16 protein-coding genes are annotated in these 16,493 nt (G+C 72.0%); 11 read left to right on the top strand and 5 right to left on the bottom strand.

Annotated features, from left to right (window positions below; translation table 11 throughout):
• Positions 1 to 86: 86 nt before the first annotated feature.
• Positions 87 to 932, top strand: a complete 846-nt coding sequence (locus tag ACFVJX_RS14615) for a MurR/RpiR family transcriptional regulator (protein ID WP_384125721.1) — start codon at positions 87 to 89, stop codon at positions 930 to 932.
• A 224-nt stretch (positions 933 to 1,156) separates the two neighbouring features.
• Here the strand turns inward: ACFVJX_RS14615 and ACFVJX_RS14620 are convergent, their stop codons facing one another.
• From ACFVJX_RS14620 to ACFVJX_RS14635, 4 genes are all read right to left on the bottom strand, one after another.
• Positions 1,157 to 1,531, bottom strand: a complete 375-nt coding sequence (locus tag ACFVJX_RS14620; protein ID WP_384125719.1) for a hypothetical protein — start codon at positions 1,529 to 1,531, stop codon at positions 1,157 to 1,159.
• A gap of 74 nt (positions 1,532 to 1,605) precedes the next feature.
• Positions 1,606 to 2,076 (bottom strand): roadblock/LC7 domain-containing protein, encoded by a 471-nt coding sequence (locus ACFVJX_RS14625; RefSeq protein WP_384125717.1) that lies wholly within the window; start codon positions 2,074 to 2,076, stop codon positions 1,606 to 1,608.
• Positions 2,077 to 2,114: 38 nt separating this feature from the next.
• On the bottom strand, positions 2,115 to 2,909 hold the full coding sequence (locus ACFVJX_RS14630) for a transcriptional regulator (RefSeq protein WP_384125715.1): 795 nt from the start codon (positions 2,907 to 2,909) through the stop codon (positions 2,115 to 2,117).
• Positions 2,906 to 3,328 carry a hypothetical protein gene (locus tag ACFVJX_RS14635; protein WP_384125713.1) on the bottom strand — a complete coding sequence of 141 codons (423 nt, stop codon included), beginning with the start codon at positions 3,326 to 3,328 and terminating at the stop codon, positions 2,906 to 2,908. The genes ACFVJX_RS14630 and ACFVJX_RS14635 overlap by 4 nt, the downstream gene beginning before the upstream one ends.
• A 278-nt stretch (positions 3,329 to 3,606) precedes the next feature.
• Between ACFVJX_RS14635 and hutU the strand changes: the two genes are divergently transcribed.
• The 4 genes from hutU (at position 3,607) to hutI (ending at position 9,315) form a co-directional block, all read left to right on the top strand.
• Entirely contained in the window at positions 3,607 to 5,268 is a 1,662-nt protein-coding gene (hutU, locus tag ACFVJX_RS14640; protein ID WP_384125711.1) for a urocanate hydratase, read from the top strand.
• A 161-nt stretch (positions 5,269 to 5,429) separates the two neighbouring features.
• On the top strand, positions 5,430 to 6,644 hold the full coding sequence (locus ACFVJX_RS14645; RefSeq protein ID WP_384125709.1) for an allantoate amidohydrolase: 1,215 nt from the start codon (positions 5,430 to 5,432) through the stop codon (positions 6,642 to 6,644).
• Positions 6,635 to 8,020, top strand: a complete 1,386-nt coding sequence (locus ACFVJX_RS14650; protein ID WP_384125707.1) for a formimidoylglutamate deiminase — start codon at positions 6,635 to 6,637, stop codon at positions 8,018 to 8,020. Before ACFVJX_RS14645 ends, ACFVJX_RS14650 begins: the two co-directional genes overlap by 10 nt.
• 107 nt (positions 8,021 to 8,127) lie before the next feature.
• Entirely contained in the window at positions 8,128 to 9,315 is a 1,188-nt protein-coding gene (gene hutI / locus ACFVJX_RS14655) for an imidazolonepropionase (protein WP_384125706.1), read from the top strand.
• 210 nt (positions 9,316 to 9,525) lie between these two features.
• Here hutI and ACFVJX_RS14660 read toward each other — a convergent pair whose 3' ends face one another.
• Positions 9,526 to 10,494, bottom strand: a complete 969-nt coding sequence (locus ACFVJX_RS14660) for an RNA polymerase sigma factor SigF (RefSeq protein ID WP_384125926.1) — start codon at positions 10,492 to 10,494, stop codon at positions 9,526 to 9,528.
• Positions 10,495 to 10,777: 283 nt separating this feature from the next.
• Between ACFVJX_RS14660 and ACFVJX_RS14665 the strand changes: the two genes are divergently transcribed.
• From ACFVJX_RS14665 to ACFVJX_RS14690, 6 genes are all read left to right on the top strand, one after another.
• Positions 10,778 to 11,146 carry an STAS domain-containing protein gene (locus ACFVJX_RS14665; protein ID WP_384125704.1) on the top strand — a complete coding sequence of 123 codons (369 nt, stop codon included), beginning with the start codon at positions 10,778 to 10,780 and terminating at the stop codon, positions 11,144 to 11,146.
• A gap of 228 nt (positions 11,147 to 11,374) precedes the next feature.
• Positions 11,375 to 11,923, top strand: coding sequence for an ATP-binding protein (locus ACFVJX_RS14670; protein WP_384125702.1), 549 nt, complete (start codon positions 11,375 to 11,377; stop codon positions 11,921 to 11,923).
• Between the two features lie 214 nt (positions 11,924 to 12,137).
• Positions 12,138 to 12,836 carry a peptidase gene (locus ACFVJX_RS14675; protein ID WP_384125700.1) on the top strand — a complete coding sequence of 233 codons (699 nt, stop codon included), beginning with the start codon at positions 12,138 to 12,140 and terminating at the stop codon, positions 12,834 to 12,836.
• Positions 12,837 to 12,880: 44 nt separating this feature from the next.
• Entirely contained in the window at positions 12,881 to 13,879 is a 999-nt protein-coding gene (locus tag ACFVJX_RS14680; protein WP_384125698.1) for a hypothetical protein, read from the top strand.
• Entirely contained in the window at positions 13,876 to 15,009 is a 1,134-nt protein-coding gene (locus ACFVJX_RS14685; RefSeq protein ID WP_384125696.1) for a hypothetical protein, read from the top strand. Before ACFVJX_RS14680 ends, ACFVJX_RS14685 begins: the two co-directional genes overlap by 4 nt.
• A 38-nt stretch (positions 15,010 to 15,047) precedes the next feature.
• Positions 15,048 to 16,439, top strand: a complete 1,392-nt coding sequence (locus ACFVJX_RS14690) for a hypothetical protein (protein WP_384125923.1) — start codon at positions 15,048 to 15,050, stop codon at positions 16,437 to 16,439.
• Positions 16,440 to 16,493 lie beyond the last annotated feature (54 nt).

Raw genomic sequence — 16,493 nt, forward strand, 5'->3', positions numbered from 1 at the left:
CTGCATATGGACATGCAGACGCCTTCCTGGCTGAATGGATTCGTCGGCGCCGGAGTGCGGCGCGACGCGTCTACCGAGGGGACAGGATGAGCGGGAGCAGCCCGGCCGCGAGGTTGCAGCAGCTGTTCGAGGGGCGCAGGCTCACACCCACCCAGCGGCGCATCGCGCACTCGATGGTGCGCAGGGCCGGTGACGCCCCGTTCCTGTCCAGCGTGGAACTGGCCGAACTGGCCGGGGTGAGCCAGCCCTCCGTCACCCGGTTCGCCGTGGCCCTCGGCTTCGACGGCTATCCCGCGCTGCGCCGGCATCTGCGTGAGGTCACTCCGGCCGGACCCGCCGAGGGCGGCGGGGAGGACACGTACAACGAGTACCAGCAGGCGGTGCTCGGTGAGATCGAGAACCTGCGCCACCTCGCCGAACTGCTCGCCGACCCCGGTCCGGTCGAGCGGGCCGGGCGGCTGCTCGCCGCATCACGCCCGCTGCCCGTGCTCGGACTTCGGGCCGCGTCCTCGCAGGCGCGCGGGTTCGGTTACTTCGCCGCGAAGGTGCACCCGGACGTCCGGGTGCTCGACGAGGGCGGCAGCATGCTGCACGACCGGATCGACGCCGCCCGGCGGGCCGGGGCCAGTGCGCTGATCTGCTTCGCGCTGCCGCGCCACCCCCGGGAGGTGGTGGACGCCCTCGCCTACGCGCGTGAACAGGGGCTGGCCGTGGTCTCGGTCGCCGACTCCGCGTTCGCCCCGGTGGCCCGGCACAGCGATCTGCTGATCCCGGCCGCCGTCGGGACCGGCCTGGCCTTCGACACGGCGTGCGGGCCGATGCTGCTCGGCCGGGTGCTGCTGGAGGCCATGTGCGACGCACTCCCGGACGCGCAGGCCAGGCTGGAGGAGTTCGACGCGGGAGCGGCGGCGCGGGGCCTGTTCATCGAGTGAACCGTCTGCGGATGGGCCCCGCGGGGGCGGTGCGGGCTTGCTTCCCCGGGCTCGGCCCGGGTTCAGTCCTCAAGCCCGTCCGGCGCTTGAGGGATGGCTTGAGGACGAGCTTGAGGACGGCTTGAGGTCCGGCTTTAGGACGGGCTTGAGGACAGGCTTTAGGACGGGCTTGAGGTCGGAACCCCGCGCCCGGTGGGGCGCGGCGCTCCCGCCGGGCAGGCCGGTCAGACGTCCAGGTCCGCTTCGATCTTCTTCAGCTGGTGGCGGGCCATGGCCAGGTTGGCGCGGGCGGAGTCCAGCACCAGGTAGAGGAACAGGCCGTTGTTGCCACGCGTCTTGAGCAGCCGGATCAGGTGGTACTGGGTGCCCAGCGTGATCAGGATGTCCTCGATCTCGTCCTGGATGCCCAGGTGCTCCATGGTGCGGAGCTTGGCGCGCACGACGTCGGTGTTGCCCGCCGCCGCGACCTCCAGGTTGAATTCCTTGCCGCCGCCCAGGGTGCCCAGCGCCATGCCGCTCGTGTAGTCGACGAGGGCGACACCGGTGGTGCCCTCGATGGACGTCATCGCTTCCTTCAGTGACGCTTCGGTGTTCGCCATGAGTGATTTTTTCCTTTCCCTGACCGGCCGCGACGGCCGGTTCCGTTTTCTTGGTCCGAGAGCTGAGGGCCCGGTCATGTCGTGCGGTGGGGCAGGGGACCGGGCTGCTGCGGTGTGCGTGGCACGGGTGTGCGTGCGCCCGGTGAGGGCTGCGGGGTGCGTTCCAGCGCGGCGTCGACCAGACGGCCGATCCTGGTGCCGGCCCGGCGGCCCTCCAGATGGAGCCTGCCGACGTTGATCCGGTCCTCGGCCAGCAGGGTGAGCACCGCCGACGACCCCGCGGCGTACGCGGCGATGTACCCCGTCTCGCCGCGTACGAGCAGTTCGCGGAAGCCGCCGCGGCCGGTCGCCTCCGTCATCCGGATCGCGACGCCCAGCGCGGCCGCGGTCAACGCGGCGACCCCTTCGGCCTCCACACCCGGGGTGTCGTGGGCGAGGACGAGTCCGTCGGTGCTGGCCGCCAGGGCGCCGGCGAGGAGCGGTACCCGTGCCCGCAGCTGCTGGAGTTCGGCCAGGACATCCTGGACTTCGGCCTCGGGCACCATCAGCTGTCTCCTCCCGGCACGCTGTCTGAGCGCGCGTATCACAGGGCCTCCAATGCGTCTCGGAGCCGGCGCAACAGGGCGACGTCGGGGTCGGCCGTGACCTCGGGCAGTTCGATCCGGGCGGCTGCCGGGGCGGCCGGACCGGCCGGCCGGCGGACCGCTTCGACCAGCCCGGATGCGGCCAGCCGCCGCAGGTCGACCAGGGTGTGGAACGCCGATCTGCCCAGCTCCTGGGCGATGTCCGTCGCGGTGCGCACCCCGTCCACCTGCTCCAGTACGCGGAGCTGGCGCGGTGGCACGGGGGAGTCGACCGGGTGACCGGTCCGTACGAGCGGGGCGTTGTCGGTCTGCGCCCCGGGCCAGATCCGGTCCAGCAGCTCCCGGCGCCGGAGCGTCTCGCGCTGCACGGCGTCGACGGGCACGGGACGGACCGGGCCGATCCAGTGGGCGACCCCGTAACGGAAGCGGGCCGGGGTCCGGGTCGGGGCGAGGGCGAAGAACGCCGCGTCGTACAACGCCCCCAGATGGCACAGCTCCAGCGCACCGCCCGCCACCCGCCCGCTGTCCACGAGATACCGGCCGACCCGCTGCCCGGCGCCCGCCTGCGCGACCGCGTCCCACCAGCCGTCGCGGTGGAGCGCACCGCCCCGCGTGAGCAGGACGTCGATACCGGGCGTGGCCGGACTCTCGGCGTGCACCACTTTGCCGTCGGCCAGGTAGAGGGTGCCGCGGTCGCGCATCAGTGCACCGGTGGCCCGTTCGGCCGCGAGGCGCTGGAGCATCGGCGAGAGCGCGGGGACGGCGGGTGCGGAAGCGGGGGCGGGTGTCGTCATGCCAGGACCAGCCGCTCGGCCATCTCGCCCAGCCGTATCCGGGCCAGGGCCAGATTGCCCTCCGCGCGGTCCAGCCACAGGTGCAGGAAGACGCTGCTGTCGAAGGCCGTCTCGACGAACCGGAGGATGTGGTACCCGGCGCGGGTGGTGACGATGACGTCCTCCACCGGGGGCCGGGACGCCGTAACACCCGGTTTCTCGGGTGTGGTTGACGCCTCCGGTAACCCGAGCGCGAAGGCGGGCTGCTCGGCCGCCATCCGTGCCACCTCGGCCGTTTCGGCGGCGGTGGCCTCGTGATCGCCGTTGGGCGAGTCACCGATGGTGCCGAGGGCGAGTCCGCTCGTCCAGTCGACCACGGCGGCGCCGCGGGCGCCGGGCAGTCTCATGACGTCGAGCAGGCATTCGTCAATTCCGGGCACGCGGACTCCCCTCCGGCAATGCATGCGGCTGTGACCCTGAGGTTACGCAACGTGCACACGCCTGGTGGAGGTTCTGGCATTTTCCATAGGTACATGCAGGTGGCGATGGAAAATACGCCGCCGCACATCGGCGCAGGCGCTCCGGAAGCCCTCGCGGCCACGTCCCGGCCGGCCTCCGGGCCGCCCTCCCGGCCGCCGTCCGGGCCACCCTGTTGACTGGACGTATTCAGCCGACCAAGATGTGAATAGAAAAATCACAGTCGCGAGGAGGCATTGCCATGTCAGGACCCCGCCCCGTACGGGCGCCGCGCGGTACCGAACTGAGCACCCTGGGATGGCAGCAGGAAGCCGCGCTGCGGATGCTGCAGAACAACCTGGACCCCGAGGTCGCCGAGCACCCCGACAAGCTCGTCGTCTACGGCGGCACGGGCAAGGCCGCCCGCGACTGGCGCTCGTTCGACGCGATGGTGCGGACGCTGCGCACGCTCAAGCAGGACGAGACGATGCTCGTCCAGTCCGGGCGTCCGGTCGGCGTCATGCAGACGCACGAGTGGGCCCCGCGCGTCCTGATCGCCAACTCCAACCTGGTCGGTGACTGGGCGAACTGGGAGGAGTTCCGCCGCCTGGAGGCGCTCGGTCTCACCATGTACGGCCAGATGACCGCCGGGTCGTGGATCTACATCGGCACCCAGGGCATCCTGCAGGGCACCTACGAGACCTTCGCCGCCGTCGCCGCGAAGAAGTTCGGCGGGACGCTGGCCGGGACGATCACGCTGACCGCAGGGCTCGGCGGCATGGGCGGTGCCCAGCCGCTCGCCGTGACGATGAACGACGGCGTCGCGATCTGTATCGACTGCGACCCGCGAGCCATCGAACGCCGCATCGAGCACCGCTTCCTGGACGTGAAGGCCGACTCCCTGGACCACGCGCTCCAGCTCGCGGTCGAGGCGCGGGACGCCCGCAAGCCGCTCTCCATCGGTCTGCTCGGCAACGCGGCGGAGCTGCTGCCCCGGATGCTCGCCGAGGGCGCTCCGGTCGACATCGTCACCGACCAGACCAGCGCGCACGACCCGCTCGCCTACCTCCCGCTCGGCGTCGACTTCGACGACATGGCCGACTACGCCACCGAGAAGCCCGCCGACTTCACCCTGCGCGCCCGTGAGTCGATGGCCAGGCACGTCGAGGCGATGGTCGGCTTCATGGACGCGGGCGCCGAGGTCTTCGACTACGGCAACTCGATCCGCGGCGAGGCGCAACTGGCCGGCTACGGGCGGGCCTTCGACTTCCCGGGCTTCGTGCCCGCGTACATCCGGCCGCTCTTCTGCGAGGGCAAGGGCCCGTTCCGCTGGGCGGCGCTGTCCGGCGAGGCGTCCGACATCCACAAGACGGACAAGGCGCTGCTCGAACTCTTCCCGGAGAACGAGTCGCTGCACCGCTGGATCAAGATGGCCGGCGAGCGCGTCCACTTCCAGGGGCTGCCCGCGCGCATCTGCTGGCTCGGCTACGGCGAGCGGGACCGGGCCGGCGAGCGGTTCAACGACATGGTGGCGAGCGGTGAGCTGGCGGCGCCGCTGGCCATCGGGCGCGACCACCTGGACTGCGGCTCCGTCGCCTCCCCGTACCGGGAGACCGAGGCCATGCTCGACGGCTCCGACGCGATCGCCGACTGGCCGCTGCTGAACGCGATGGTCAACGTGGCGTCGGGGGCCTCCTGGGTCTCCATCCACCACGGCGGCGGTGTCGGCATGGGGCGCTCCATCCATGCGGGACAGGTGACGGTGGCCGACGGTACGAAGCTGGCGGGCGAGAAGATCCGGCGGGTGCTGACCAACGACCCCGGCATGGGGGTCATCCGGCACGTCGACGCGGGGTACGACATCGCGGAGTCCGTCGCCTCGGACAAGGGCGTGCGGGTGCCGATGGGGGAGGGCTCCGCGTGACGGCGCGGGCCGGCCGCTCCTCGACGGGGGCGGGCGACGCGCTGCCGGATGCGGATTCCGTTGTGCCCGGCAGCCCCGGCAGCCCCGACAGCCCTGGGTGCGTGGGAGATGCCCCCCTCGCCCTGCGGAACGAATACCCACAACAGCCGTCGTTTCAGGCCATGTGGCGAGAGCTTGCTCCCATCGGGCGGCACCCGGACAGCGGCGGCTACCGGCGTTACGCCTGGACCGGGGCCGATGCCGACTGTCGGGAGTGGTTCCGGGCGCAGGCCGAGGCTCGCGGGCTGGTGCTGGAAGCCGACCGCAACGGGAACCAGTGGGCCTGGCTCGGCGACCCCCTGGCCGGGGACGCCGTCGTCACCGGGTCGCACCTCGACTCGGTGCCGGACGGCGGTGCCTTCGACGGTCCGCTCGGTGTCGTCTCCTCCTTCGCCGCCCTCGACGAACTCCGCCGCAGAGGAGTGGAGTTCACCAGACCGCTGGCCATCACCAACTTCGGTGACGAGGAGGGTGCCAGGTTCGGGCTCGCCTGCGTCGGCTCCCGGCTCGCCGCCGGGCAGCTGACCGTCGAGGCCGCGCACCGGCTGCGCGACGGGGACGGTGTCACGTTGCCGCAGGCCATGGCGGCGGCCGGGTACGACCCCGACACCATCGGGCCCGACCCCGAACGGCTCGCCCGTATCGGCGCGTTCGTCGAGCTCCACGTCGAGCAGGGGCGCGCCCTCGACATCGGCGGTGACCCCGTCGGCATCGCATCCGCGATCTGGCCGCACGGACGCTGGCGGTTCGATTTCCGCGGCGAGGCCAACCACGCGGGCACCACCCGGCTCGTCGACCGGCGCGACCCGATGCTCACGTACGCCGAGACCGTGCTCGCCGCCCGCCGGGAGGCGGAACTGGCCGGCGGCCTCGCCACCTTCGGGAAGATCGCCGTCGAGCCGAACGGTGTCAACGCCATCCCCTCCCTCGTGCGCGGCTGGCTCGACTCCCGCGCCGCCGACCAGGACACCCTGGACACCGTCGTCACCGCGATCGAACGAGCCGCCCGGGAACACGCCGAACGGGCCGGGATCGATCTCGACGTCGTACGGGAGTCCTTCACGCCCGTCGTGGAGTTCCAGCACGCACTGCGCGACGAGCTGGGCTCGATCCTCAAGGGCGCCGCCACCCGTGGCGACGGTCGCGCCGTCCCCGTGCTCGGCACGGGAGCCGGACATGATGCGGGTATTTTGTCCGCTTCGGCCCCTACCGCCATGCTGTTCGTCCGGAACCCCACCGGGGTCTCGCACTCGCCGGCCGAACACGCCGCCGAGGACGACTGCGTGGCCGGGGTGATCGCACTCGCCGACGTACTGGAAGGTCTCGCGTGCCGCTGACAACGGAGCCGACGGGCAAGCCCGTCACCGTGACGTACTGGCTCTCCCAAGCCTGGCTCGGCACCCATGTCGAGCCGGGCGTCGTCCTGGAGGTGGCCGACGGGCTGATCGCCGGTGTGCGCACCGGCGTCGGCTCCCCGCCGCCCGGCGCCACGGTGCTGCGCGGGCTCACCCTGCCCGGGCTCGCCAACGCCCACTCGCACGCCTTCCACCGTGCTCTGCGCTCCACCGTCCAGGTCGGCTCCGGCACCTTCTGGACCTGGCGCGAGATCATGTACCAGGTCGCGTCCCGGCTCACCCCGGACACGTACTACGAACTGGCCCGCGCGGTGTACGCCGAGATGGCACTGGCCGGGATCACCGCGGTCGGCGAATTCCACTATCTGCACCACGCCCCGGGCGGCACCCCGTACAGCGATCCGAACGCCATGGGCGCGGCCCTGATCGCGGCCGCCCGCGAGGCCGGCATCCGGATCACGCTGCTGGACACCGCCTATCTCGCCGCCGGATTCGGCCGCCGGCCCACCCAGTACCAGAAGCCCGACCAGCACCAGTCGCGCTTCTCCGACACCACCGCCGACGCCTGGGCCGAGCGCGCCTCCCTCCTCAAGGGCGACGACAACGCCCTGATCGGCGCCGCAGTCCACTCCGTGCGTGCCGTGCCGGCCGGACAGCTCGCCACCGTCGCCCAATGGGCACAGGAGAGGCAGGCGCCGCTCCATGTCCACCTCTCCGAGCAGACCGCCGAGAACGAGGCCTGCCTCGCCGCCCACGGCTGCACCCCCACCCGGCTCCTCGCCGATCACGGGGTGCTCGGCCCGCGCACCACCGGCGTCCACAACACGCACCTCACGCACGAGGACATCGCGCTCATCGGCTCCACGGCCACGGGCACCTGCATGTGCCCGACCACCGAACGCGATCTCGCCGACGGCATCGGCCCCGCCGCGGCCCTCCAGAGCGCGGGCTCCCCGCTCTCGCTCGGCAGCGACAGCCACGCCGTGATCGACCTCTTCGAGGAGGCGCGTGCGATGGAGCTCAACGAGCGCCTGCGCACCCGGACCCGCGGCCACTGGACCGCGGCCGCACTGCTGCGCGCCGCCTCCGCCGACGGCCACGCGGCGCTCGGCCGGCCCGAAGCGGGCATCCTCGAACCCGGCGCGCCCGCCGACCTGGTCACCATCGCTCTGGACTCCGTCAGAACAGCCGGGCCGGTACCCCGGCTGGCTGCCGAGACAGCCGTATTCGCCGCCTCCGCGGCAGATGTGCGTCACACGGTGGTCGCCGGACGGCACATCGTGCGCGACGGACACCACGCGCTGGTCGACGACGTCCCCGCAGCGCTCGCGAAGGCCATCGCGGCCCTGCACCAGTGAGCAGTGCGGCACGGAACCCTCCGCAGCTCCCGACCGCGGAAGCGCCCCCACCCGCGGACGCGCCCTCGCTCGGGGACGCGCCCCCACGAAAGGAGAGCAGTCCCCCGATGACGACGACCGCCATCACCCACATCGCCGCACTGGTCACCAACGACCCCTCCCTCGGTGACAATTCCCCCCTCGGACTGATCCAGGACGCGGCCGTCGTCATCGAGGGCGACCGCGTCGTCTGGACCGGTGAATCAAGCAAAGCACCCGCCACTGACAACGCCGTGGACGTGGCCGGCCGGGCCGTGATCCCGGGCTTCGTCGACTCCCACTCGCACCTCCTCTTCGCGGGCGACCGCACGCAGGAGTTCAACGCCCGGATGTCCGGCCGGGCCTACACCGCGGGCGGCATCCGCACCACCGTCGCCGCCACCCGCGCCGCCACCGACGAGGAGCTCGACGCCAACGTCGCCCGCTACCTCGCCGAGGCGCTGCGCCAGGGCACCACGACCTTCGAGACCAAGTCCGGCTACGGCCTCACCGTCGAGGACGAGGCCCGCGCCCTGCGCATCGCCGCCCGCCACACCGACGAGGTCACCTTCCTGGGCGCCCACATCGTCTCCCCGGACTACGCCGACGACCCGGCCGGTTACGTGGAGCTGGTCACCGGTCCGATGCTCGACGCCTGTGCCCCGTACGCCCGTTGGATCGACGTGTTCTGCGAGAGGGGCGCGTTCGACGGCGACCAGGCCCGCGCTGTCCTCACCGCGGGCCGGGCCAAGGGCCTGCACCCCCGTGTCCACGCCAACCAGCTCGGCCACGGCCCCGGTGTCCAGCTCGCCGTGGAGCTCGACGCGGCCTCCGCCGACCACTGCACCCACCTCACCGACGCCGACATCGACGCCCTGGCGCAGTCCGCGACCGTCGCCACACTGCTCCCGGGCGCCGAGTTCTCCACCCGCGCGGCCTGGCCCGACGCCCGCCGCATCCTCGACGCGGGCGCCACCGTCGCGCTCTCCACGGACTGCAACCCCGGATCCTCGTTCACCTCGTCCATGCCCTTCTGCGTCGCGCTCGCCGTGCGCGACATGGGCATGACCCCGGACGAGGCCCTCTGGTCCGCCACCGCCGGTGGTGCGGCCGCGCTGCGGCGCACCGACATCGGCCGGGTCACCCCCGGCGCCCGCGCCGACCTGGTGGTCCTGGACGCGCCCAGCCACGTCCACCTCGCCTACCGGCCGGGCGTCCCCCTGGTGCACGAGGTCTGGCGGGGCGGCGAGCGCACCGGCCCGCGCAACGCCGCCTGACACGGCGCAGGCCCGAGGCCGGCCCGACGGCAGCGCAGGCGCCGGCCCGACGGCAAGGCAGGCGCCGGCACGACGGCAGCGCAGATCCCGGCACGAACGCCGACGCCAAGGTGCGGCGTCAGGAACGCGGAAGGACCTGCCCTTTGTCGGGGCAGGTCCTTTGTCCGGCAGTCCTCGCAGGCGCGTCGTGTGCGCGTTGCGGGTGCCCGCTCATTCCTCCAGCGTCAGGCCCTTGCGGAGCTTGACCAGGGTGCGGGAGAGCAGCCGCGAGACGTGCATCTGCGAGATGCCCAGCTCCTCGCCGATCTCCGACTGCGTCATGTTGGCGACGAACCGCAGCGAGAGGATCATGCGGTCGCGGCTGGGCAGCGAGGCGATCAGCGGCTTCAGGGACTCGACGTACTCGATGCCTTCGAGTCCGTGGTCCTCGTAGCCGATGCGGTCGGCCAGCGCCCCGTCGTTCTCGTCCTCCTCCGGCTTGGCGTCCAGCGAGCTCGCGGTGTACGCGTTGCTCGCGGCCATGCCTTCGACGACTTCTTCGTTACTGATGCCCAGGCGGTCGGCGAGCTCGCCCACGGTGGGCGCTCGGTCCAGCTGCTGGGCGAGCTCGTCGCCCGCCTTGGCCAGGTCGAGCCGCAGCTCCTGCAGGCGGCGCGGCACGCGCACGGACCAGCTGGTGTCACGGAAGAAGCGCTTGATCTCGCCGACGATCGTCGGCATCGCGAAGGTCGGGAACTCGACGCCCCGGCTGAGCTCGAACCGGTCGATCGCCTTGATCAGGCCGATGGTGCCGACCTGGATGATGTCTTCCATCGGTTCGCTGCGGGACCGGAACCGGGCGGCGGCGAACTTGACCAGGGCCATGTTCAGCTCGACGAGCGTGTTGCGTACGTAGGAGTACTCGTGGGTGCCCTCTTCGAGGGACTCCAGCCGGCCGAAGAGCGTCTTCGAGAGCGCCCTGGCGTCCAGCGGGCCCATTTCGGAGTAGGGCGGGATCTCGGGAAGGTCCGCGAGTCCGTCGGTGATGTATTCGGCGCTGCCGGTGTCACTGCCACTGCTGGTGGTGCTGTTGCGCGTACCGTCCAGGACGGTCGCAGCAGGGGAGTCTGATTCGGTCAGTCCCTGAGGACATGCTGACGTCGCGTCGTGGGTACGCGCTTCGTCGAGCCGGGGTGACATGGTCTCCTCCATCGTTCTCGGCATATGGCTGCCGATGCCCATACGTGTTCCTGCGGTGAAGCGGCGCCTCCAAAGCCGGCCGTGTTTTGGGTGTCCCCCTACCCTTACCCGGTCCTTGCGGGTCGTTACAAGCTCCAATTGACGCTATATGTCCGGTTTGTTGAGGTCTTCGGCTACCGCGTGGTGCACGGAACGCGTACTGTTTTAAGTACGTCAGCGACAGCTGCAACTCATCTGCATGCATAGCTATGCGGACAGTGACGATCGGTGAAGAGGGACGGGCATGGACCGCGGGACGGTCGGCAGTGCGAACCGGGGTCGGCTTCAGGTCGAGGCCCGGACCGTGGGCCGCAGTGAGGTTGTGACGCCGGTGGGTGAGCTCGATCACCACACCGCCGATCTGCTGCGTGAACCCTTGGAGAGCGCGGTCGAGCAAGGGCGTGCGCGCCTCGTTGTGGACTGCTCGCAACTCGAATTCTGTGATTCCACCGGGCTGAACGTGCTGCTCGGTGCCCGCCTCAAGGCGGAGGCGGCCGGGGGAGGGGTCCATTTGGCCGGAATGCTGCCGGTGGTGGCGCGGGTCTTCGCGATCACCGGGGCCGAGGCGGTTTTCACCGTCCACGGCTCCCTCGAAGAGGCCCTGGACGGCTGATCGTGGCGTGTTCCATCGCCCCGGGCGCCCCATCTGTTGCCCGCGTCACGCGATCCGCGTAGGCGAAGTGGGTGTTGTCACGATTCGGCCGGGCAGGAGACCCTCCGGCGAGCCATCGGCGCGCTGCACGCTCCGTATCCGTCCGGTGCCTGTATCAGTGTCCGTATCTCTATTCGTATCTGGATCTGTTCAATGGCGACATTGGTGAATCGGTGAGGTGAAGCGCTGATGAGCACCACCCGGCAGCATCCGCCGGGCGACCTCGGCCGCGAGCCGGAGGACGCAGGCACGGGTGCACGTGCCGACGCGGACGCCCGTGCGAACGCGGGCGTCGGCGCTCCCTCCGACGGGCCGGCCGGGCCCGCGGAGCGGCAGTGGCGCACGCTGTCGCTGCGGCAGGTCAGCGGCATCGTGCCCGCTGCCCGCGATTTCGCCCGCCAGGCGCTCCATGACTGGGGCTGGCTGCCCGCCTCGACCGCCGACCGCCGTGCGGCCGCCGAGGACGTCCTGCTGGTCGTCTCCGAGCTGGTCACCAACGCGTGCCTGCACGCGGACGGCCCCGACGAGCTCCGTATCGCTCGCACGCCCAAGGCGCTGCGGGTCGAGGTCGCCGACGCCGGCGCGGGACAGCCCGCGCCCCGGACCCCGCACCGGGCCGGCCGGCCCGGCGGGCACGGCATGTTCATCGTGCAGCGGCTCTGCCTGGACTGGGGAGTCGTACGGGTTCCGGGTGAGCCCGGCAAGACCGTCTGGGCGGAGCTGGCCGCCCCGGTCTGATCGAAACACCCGTACGCGGGTTCATCTCCCCATCCCCCGGGGGCCGTGCCTCCGGGGCCTCGTGCCCCTTGAAGAGCGCGCCGGATCGGCGCGCTCTTTGTCTTCCCTCCACAAGGCCCCGGGCGTACCTTGAGCGCCCAATCTGATGTGTCGTCAGCTATTTGGGCCGCACGGAAGCGGCGCACGGCGACTCCCGGCATGAGGGGAATTCGAGGTGTCGTACCAGAAGCGAACAGCTCTCGCGCTGGCGTCCGGGCTGGCGGGGGCGGTGGTGCTGATGGCCGCGCCCGCCGCCCACGCGACGGTCGTGGACGTCAACTACAAGTGCAAGACCCCGATCGGGGACAAGGCCGCCGTGTCGCCCATCGACATCAAGAGTGTCAAGAGCGGTAGCGGCTACAAACTCACGATGTCCTTCCAGAAGGGCGTCTCCTCCAGCCCGGTCGAACTGGGCAAGGGGGCGATGAACCCCAGTGCGGTGATCAAGGTGGGCGGCGCCGACCCGGGCGAGGTCAAGGTCGCAGGACCGGCCAACTCCGCGGCGATACCCGCCAACAGCCCCATCAAGATCAGTGACCTGTCGGGCACGTACACCCCGAAGAAGAGCGGCAAGGTCGACTTCACCGCCGGAGTGCTCACCATCAAGGCACTCGGTACGACGACGACCTGCACCCCGGGCAACAGCCCGGGCCCCTCGCTCACCCTCGACGTCACGGCCGCGGGCGGGAGCGGCAGCGGCAGTGGGAGCGGGAGCGGCGGCGCGCAGAGCGCGCCGGACACCGGCTCCTCGCTGCCCAGGACCGGACCCCTCGACTCGGCGGTGGCGCTCGGCACGCTCGGCGGCACGGTGCTGCTGACCGGTGCTGCCGGGGTGCTCTGGCTGACCAGGCGCGGGCAACGGGCCACGGGCTGACCCGCCGCGAACCGCCGCCGCCGTCACGCACCAGGGAGCCCCCCATGCCGCCGTTGACCGGTCACGCCACCCGAATCGCCCTCGCCGCAGCGATGCTCGCCGCCCTGTGGTGGACCGCCGCCCCGACCGTGGCGGCCGGTGCCACCGAGCACCCGGCCGCCCCGGCGTGGACGGCCCGGCCCGCGGCGAACGGCGCCGGCGAGGACGGCGGCAGACCCTCCTTCTACCTGGAGGGACTGCCCGGCAGTGTCCTCCGGGACCGGCTCTCGGTGACCAACCCGGGCCCGGAGCCGATCACCGTACGGCTGCGCTGCGCCGATGCGTACGACACGGCACACGGCGGCTTCGCGGTACGCGGCGCGCACGGCTCCACCGGCACCGGGGCCTGGCTGCGGACGGCCACCGACAAGGTGACCGTGCCCGGCCGGACGCGCGCCGACGTGCCCGTCTCCGTGACCGTGCCGCAGGACGCGCTGCCCGGCGACCACCCGGGCGCGATCGTCGCCGAGAGCGGCGGCCGCTCGGTGGACGTCCGGGTCCAGCTGCGGGTCGGCGGGCCGACCCTGGCCGCGCTCACCGTTGAGGACGTCACGGTGTCCGGGCACGCCATCCACTACACGCTGGTCAACCGGGGCAACGCGGTCCTCGTACCGCGCCTCGCCGTCAGCGCCGACGGGCTCTTCGGCACCCTGCTGCGACGTGACGCCCGCACCCTGCCCGTCGAACTGCTGCCCGGCCGGCGGGTGCGGCTCACCGAACCGTGGCGGGACACCCCCGCCCTCGACTCGGCCACCGTCCGGCTGCGGGTCACGGCGGCGGGCGGCGCGCACGACGGGGCGACCGTCCCGGCGCTCTTCGTGCCCTGGGCGCCCCTGACCGCCGGCGCACTGCTGTTCCTGGCCGCGGCCGCCGCGGGCACGTACGGCTTCCGGTGCCGGCGAGGAGCGCGGCGCGGCGGGACGGGCGACCCGGACACCCGGCCGCCGGACCATCAACGGCATTCCGACGAGTGGCACTTGGTGAAGGCGGGAGCGGAATCGTGACTGGACGGACCGGACCGGCGGCACCCCGGAGCGACGGCCACGGGCGGGCGGCCGTGCTGCTCGTAGCGCTGCTGGCGTCGATACTGCCCGCCCTGCTGCTGACCGCGACCGGCGCCGAAGCCACCGGCCGGAGCGCGGCGGAGCCGAAGCCGGCGGTCACGCTCTCCGGGAAGCAGGCGGGCAAAGGCGGCGAGATCACCGTCAAGGGCCACGGCTGGCGCCCGAACACCCTGCTGATGATGCTGATCTGCGGACGGTCCAGCCCCGCGCGCGGGGTGATCGGTGGCACCAACTCCTGCGCCAACGCGGACGGCCGGGCCGTCACCACCGACTCCGATGGCGCGTTCACCAAGAAGCTGCCGGTCGCCGAGCCGCCCGAACCGTGCCCCTGCGTGGTGCACGTCGCCACGGTCACCGGGGACCAGTCCGTGGCCGACGCGGTGTTCGTCGTCGCGGGACACCCCGTCGCCCCGCTGCCCAAGGAGACCGGCGACGGAAAGCTCGCCGTCCTCACCACCTCCCGGCTGGAGGGCGACAGCTCCGTCCTGACCTGGTTCGGCGCCCCGCCGTCCCGCCGGCTCGTCCTCACCGTGGGCAATCCGGGCTCCGCGGCGGTCAAGGACCCGGTCTTCGAGATCGGCACCTCCCACGGTGTCTACGCCCCGCAGTGGGAGGACCGGCAGTGGCGCGGCACCATCGGCCCCGGCCGCAAGGCGCGGATCGAACTGCCCGTCGAACTCGCCGCGGGCGCCCATGGCGACTACCAGATCTCACTGAAGTACGGCACGAAGGTGCTGGCCGAACAGCCGTGGGGGGTGGGCCGCCCCTGGGGCGTGACGCTCTTCTGGATCCTGCTCTGCCTCGTCGTGCCCGCAGCCGTGTTCCGCATCGGCATGGCGGTCGTCGACAAGGTACGGCCGCGTCCCGCGCACGCGGCGGCCGGGTCCCGGCGCCGCCCCGACCGGCTCGCCGGTGTGACGGCCCGGCTGCCGGGGCGGCGCCGGGCCCCCGGGCCGGCCCCCGGCCCCGCGCCCGCCACGGGTGCGGGCACCACCGCGGCCGCACTGCCGTGGTTCACCCCTGATTCCGCACCGTCAGAGCACAGACCGACGACGAAGGGACATTCGTGAGTACGCAACGCAGGACGGTCGCGGCGGGAGTCGCGATGATGATCGGCGGGGCGGGCATGCTGCTGGCCGCGAGCCCTGCCCAGGCCGCCGACATCTCGTACAAGACGGAGTGCATACCCCCGGCCATCTCCGGACTGCCGGCCGTACAGGGCACCACCGAGGTGCAGCTGACCGCACCCGCCGACGCGAAGGTCGGCGACACCGTCGAGGTCGTGTGGAAGACGGTCAAGGCGGCCTCCAGCAACCCCGATGTACTCGACCTCGACAAGGACACCGTCAAGCCGACCGGCACCATCAAGCTGGGCGGCGCGGCCACCGGCGACCTGAAGGTGGAAGGGCCGCGGCAGAACCCCCCGATCCCCAAGAACAGCGCGATGATCCTGCCGGACATGAAGGGCTCGCTGAAGCTGGAGAAGGCGGGTGACCTCACGCTGACGCCGGACGGCTACAACATCAACGTCTCCAAGCCGATCTCCACCGACACCAAGTGCTCCCCGAAGGAGACCGTGCAGCCGGGCGCGACGATCAAGGTCACGGACGGCGGGGGAGCCACGGACGGCGGCACGACCGACGGCGGCACGGACACCGGCGGCACCGACACCGGGGGCACCGACACCGGCGGAACCACGGACGGTGGCACCGACACAGGTGGCACCGACACAGGTGGCGCCGACACCGGTGGGACCGACACCGGCGGCACGACCACCGGCGGCGACACCGGCGGTACGACCACCGGCGGTACGGACGACGGGGGCACCACAGGAGGATCCGGCGGCGCCACCGACTTCCCGGGCAAGGAGGTCGCCGTCAACTTCACCTGCAAGTCGCCCGGCCCGGCCTCCATCGCCTCCAAGGTCACGATCGACGCCAAGAAGGACGGTGGCGGCTACGGGCTCACGGTCAAGACGGCCAAGGGCGTGATGGACAGCCCGGCCGCCCTGCCCGCGGGTGCGCTGAAGCCGTCCATGCAGATCGTCATCGGCGGTGCCGACAAGGGCTCGGTGACCGTCCGGGGACCGGGGAACCCCGCACCCCTGGAGACGGGCAAGCCGGTCGACCTGCCCGACATGACCGGCACGTACAAGCCGGGGGCCTCCGGCAAGTCCACCCTCACGCCCGGCACCCTGACGATCGACGTCACGCTGGGCACCTCGAAGATCAACATCCCGTGCACGGTCAAGGGCGCCACCAAGGCGTCGCTCGAACTCGACACCACCGCCCAGGAGGGCGGCGCGTCCGGCGGTGACACCTCGGGTTCCGGCGGAGCGGCTGCGGCGGGCGGTACGGCCTCCGGCGGCGGGCTCGCGGCCACCGGTGCCGAGGACAACGGCGCCCTGCGCGCACTCGGTCTGGTCGCCGGCACGGCGATCCTGCTGGGCGGCGCGGTGTTCACGTTCACCCCGTGGCGCAGGCTGCGCTCCGGCCGGTGAGCTGAAGCGCGTACGCATGCGGAAGGGGCCGCCGCACCGTTCCCACGGTGCGGC

Origin of the sequence: Streptomyces sp. NPDC127177 (assembly GCF_042672475.1) — a bacterium.
Taxonomy (GTDB): Bacteria; Actinomycetota; Actinomycetes; order Streptomycetales; family Streptomycetaceae; genus Streptomyces.

Bases quoted from the DNA above. Each gene is read 5' to 3' on its own strand.
- ACFVJX_RS14630 (WP_384125715.1), bottom strand. From the start codon at position 2,909: ATGACGACACCCGCCCCCGCTTCCGCACCCGCCGTCCCCGCGCTCTCG.
- hutU (WP_384125711.1), top strand. From the start codon at position 3,607: ATGTCAGGACCCCGCCCCGTACGGGCGCCGCGCGGTACCGAACTGAGC.
- ACFVJX_RS14680 (WP_384125698.1), top strand. From the start codon at position 12,881: ATGCCGCCGTTGACCGGTCACGCCACCCGAATCGCCCTCGCCGCAGCG.
- ACFVJX_RS14670 (WP_384125702.1), top strand. From the start codon at position 11,375: ATGAGCACCACCCGGCAGCATCCGCCGGGCGACCTCGGCCGCGAGCCG.
- ACFVJX_RS14660 (WP_384125926.1), bottom strand. From the start codon at position 10,494: ATGTCACCCCGGCTCGACGAAGCGCGTACCCACGACGCGACGTCAGCA.
- hutI (WP_384125706.1), top strand. From the start codon at position 8,128: ATGACGACGACCGCCATCACCCACATCGCCGCACTGGTCACCAACGAC.
- ACFVJX_RS14645 (WP_384125709.1), top strand. From the start codon at position 5,430: ATGTGGCGAGAGCTTGCTCCCATCGGGCGGCACCCGGACAGCGGCGGC.
- ACFVJX_RS14620 (WP_384125719.1), bottom strand. From the start codon at position 1,531: ATGGCGAACACCGAAGCGTCACTGAAGGAAGCGATGACGTCCATCGAG.
- ACFVJX_RS14625 (WP_384125717.1), bottom strand. From the start codon at position 2,076: ATGGTGCCCGAGGCCGAAGTCCAGGATGTCCTGGCCGAACTCCAGCAG.
- ACFVJX_RS14615 (WP_384125721.1), top strand. From the start codon at position 87: ATGAGCGGGAGCAGCCCGGCCGCGAGGTTGCAGCAGCTGTTCGAGGGG.
- ACFVJX_RS14690 (WP_384125923.1), top strand. From the start codon at position 15,048: ATGATCGGCGGGGCGGGCATGCTGCTGGCCGCGAGCCCTGCCCAGGCC.
- ACFVJX_RS14665 (WP_384125704.1), top strand. From the start codon at position 10,778: ATGGACCGCGGGACGGTCGGCAGTGCGAACCGGGGTCGGCTTCAGGTC.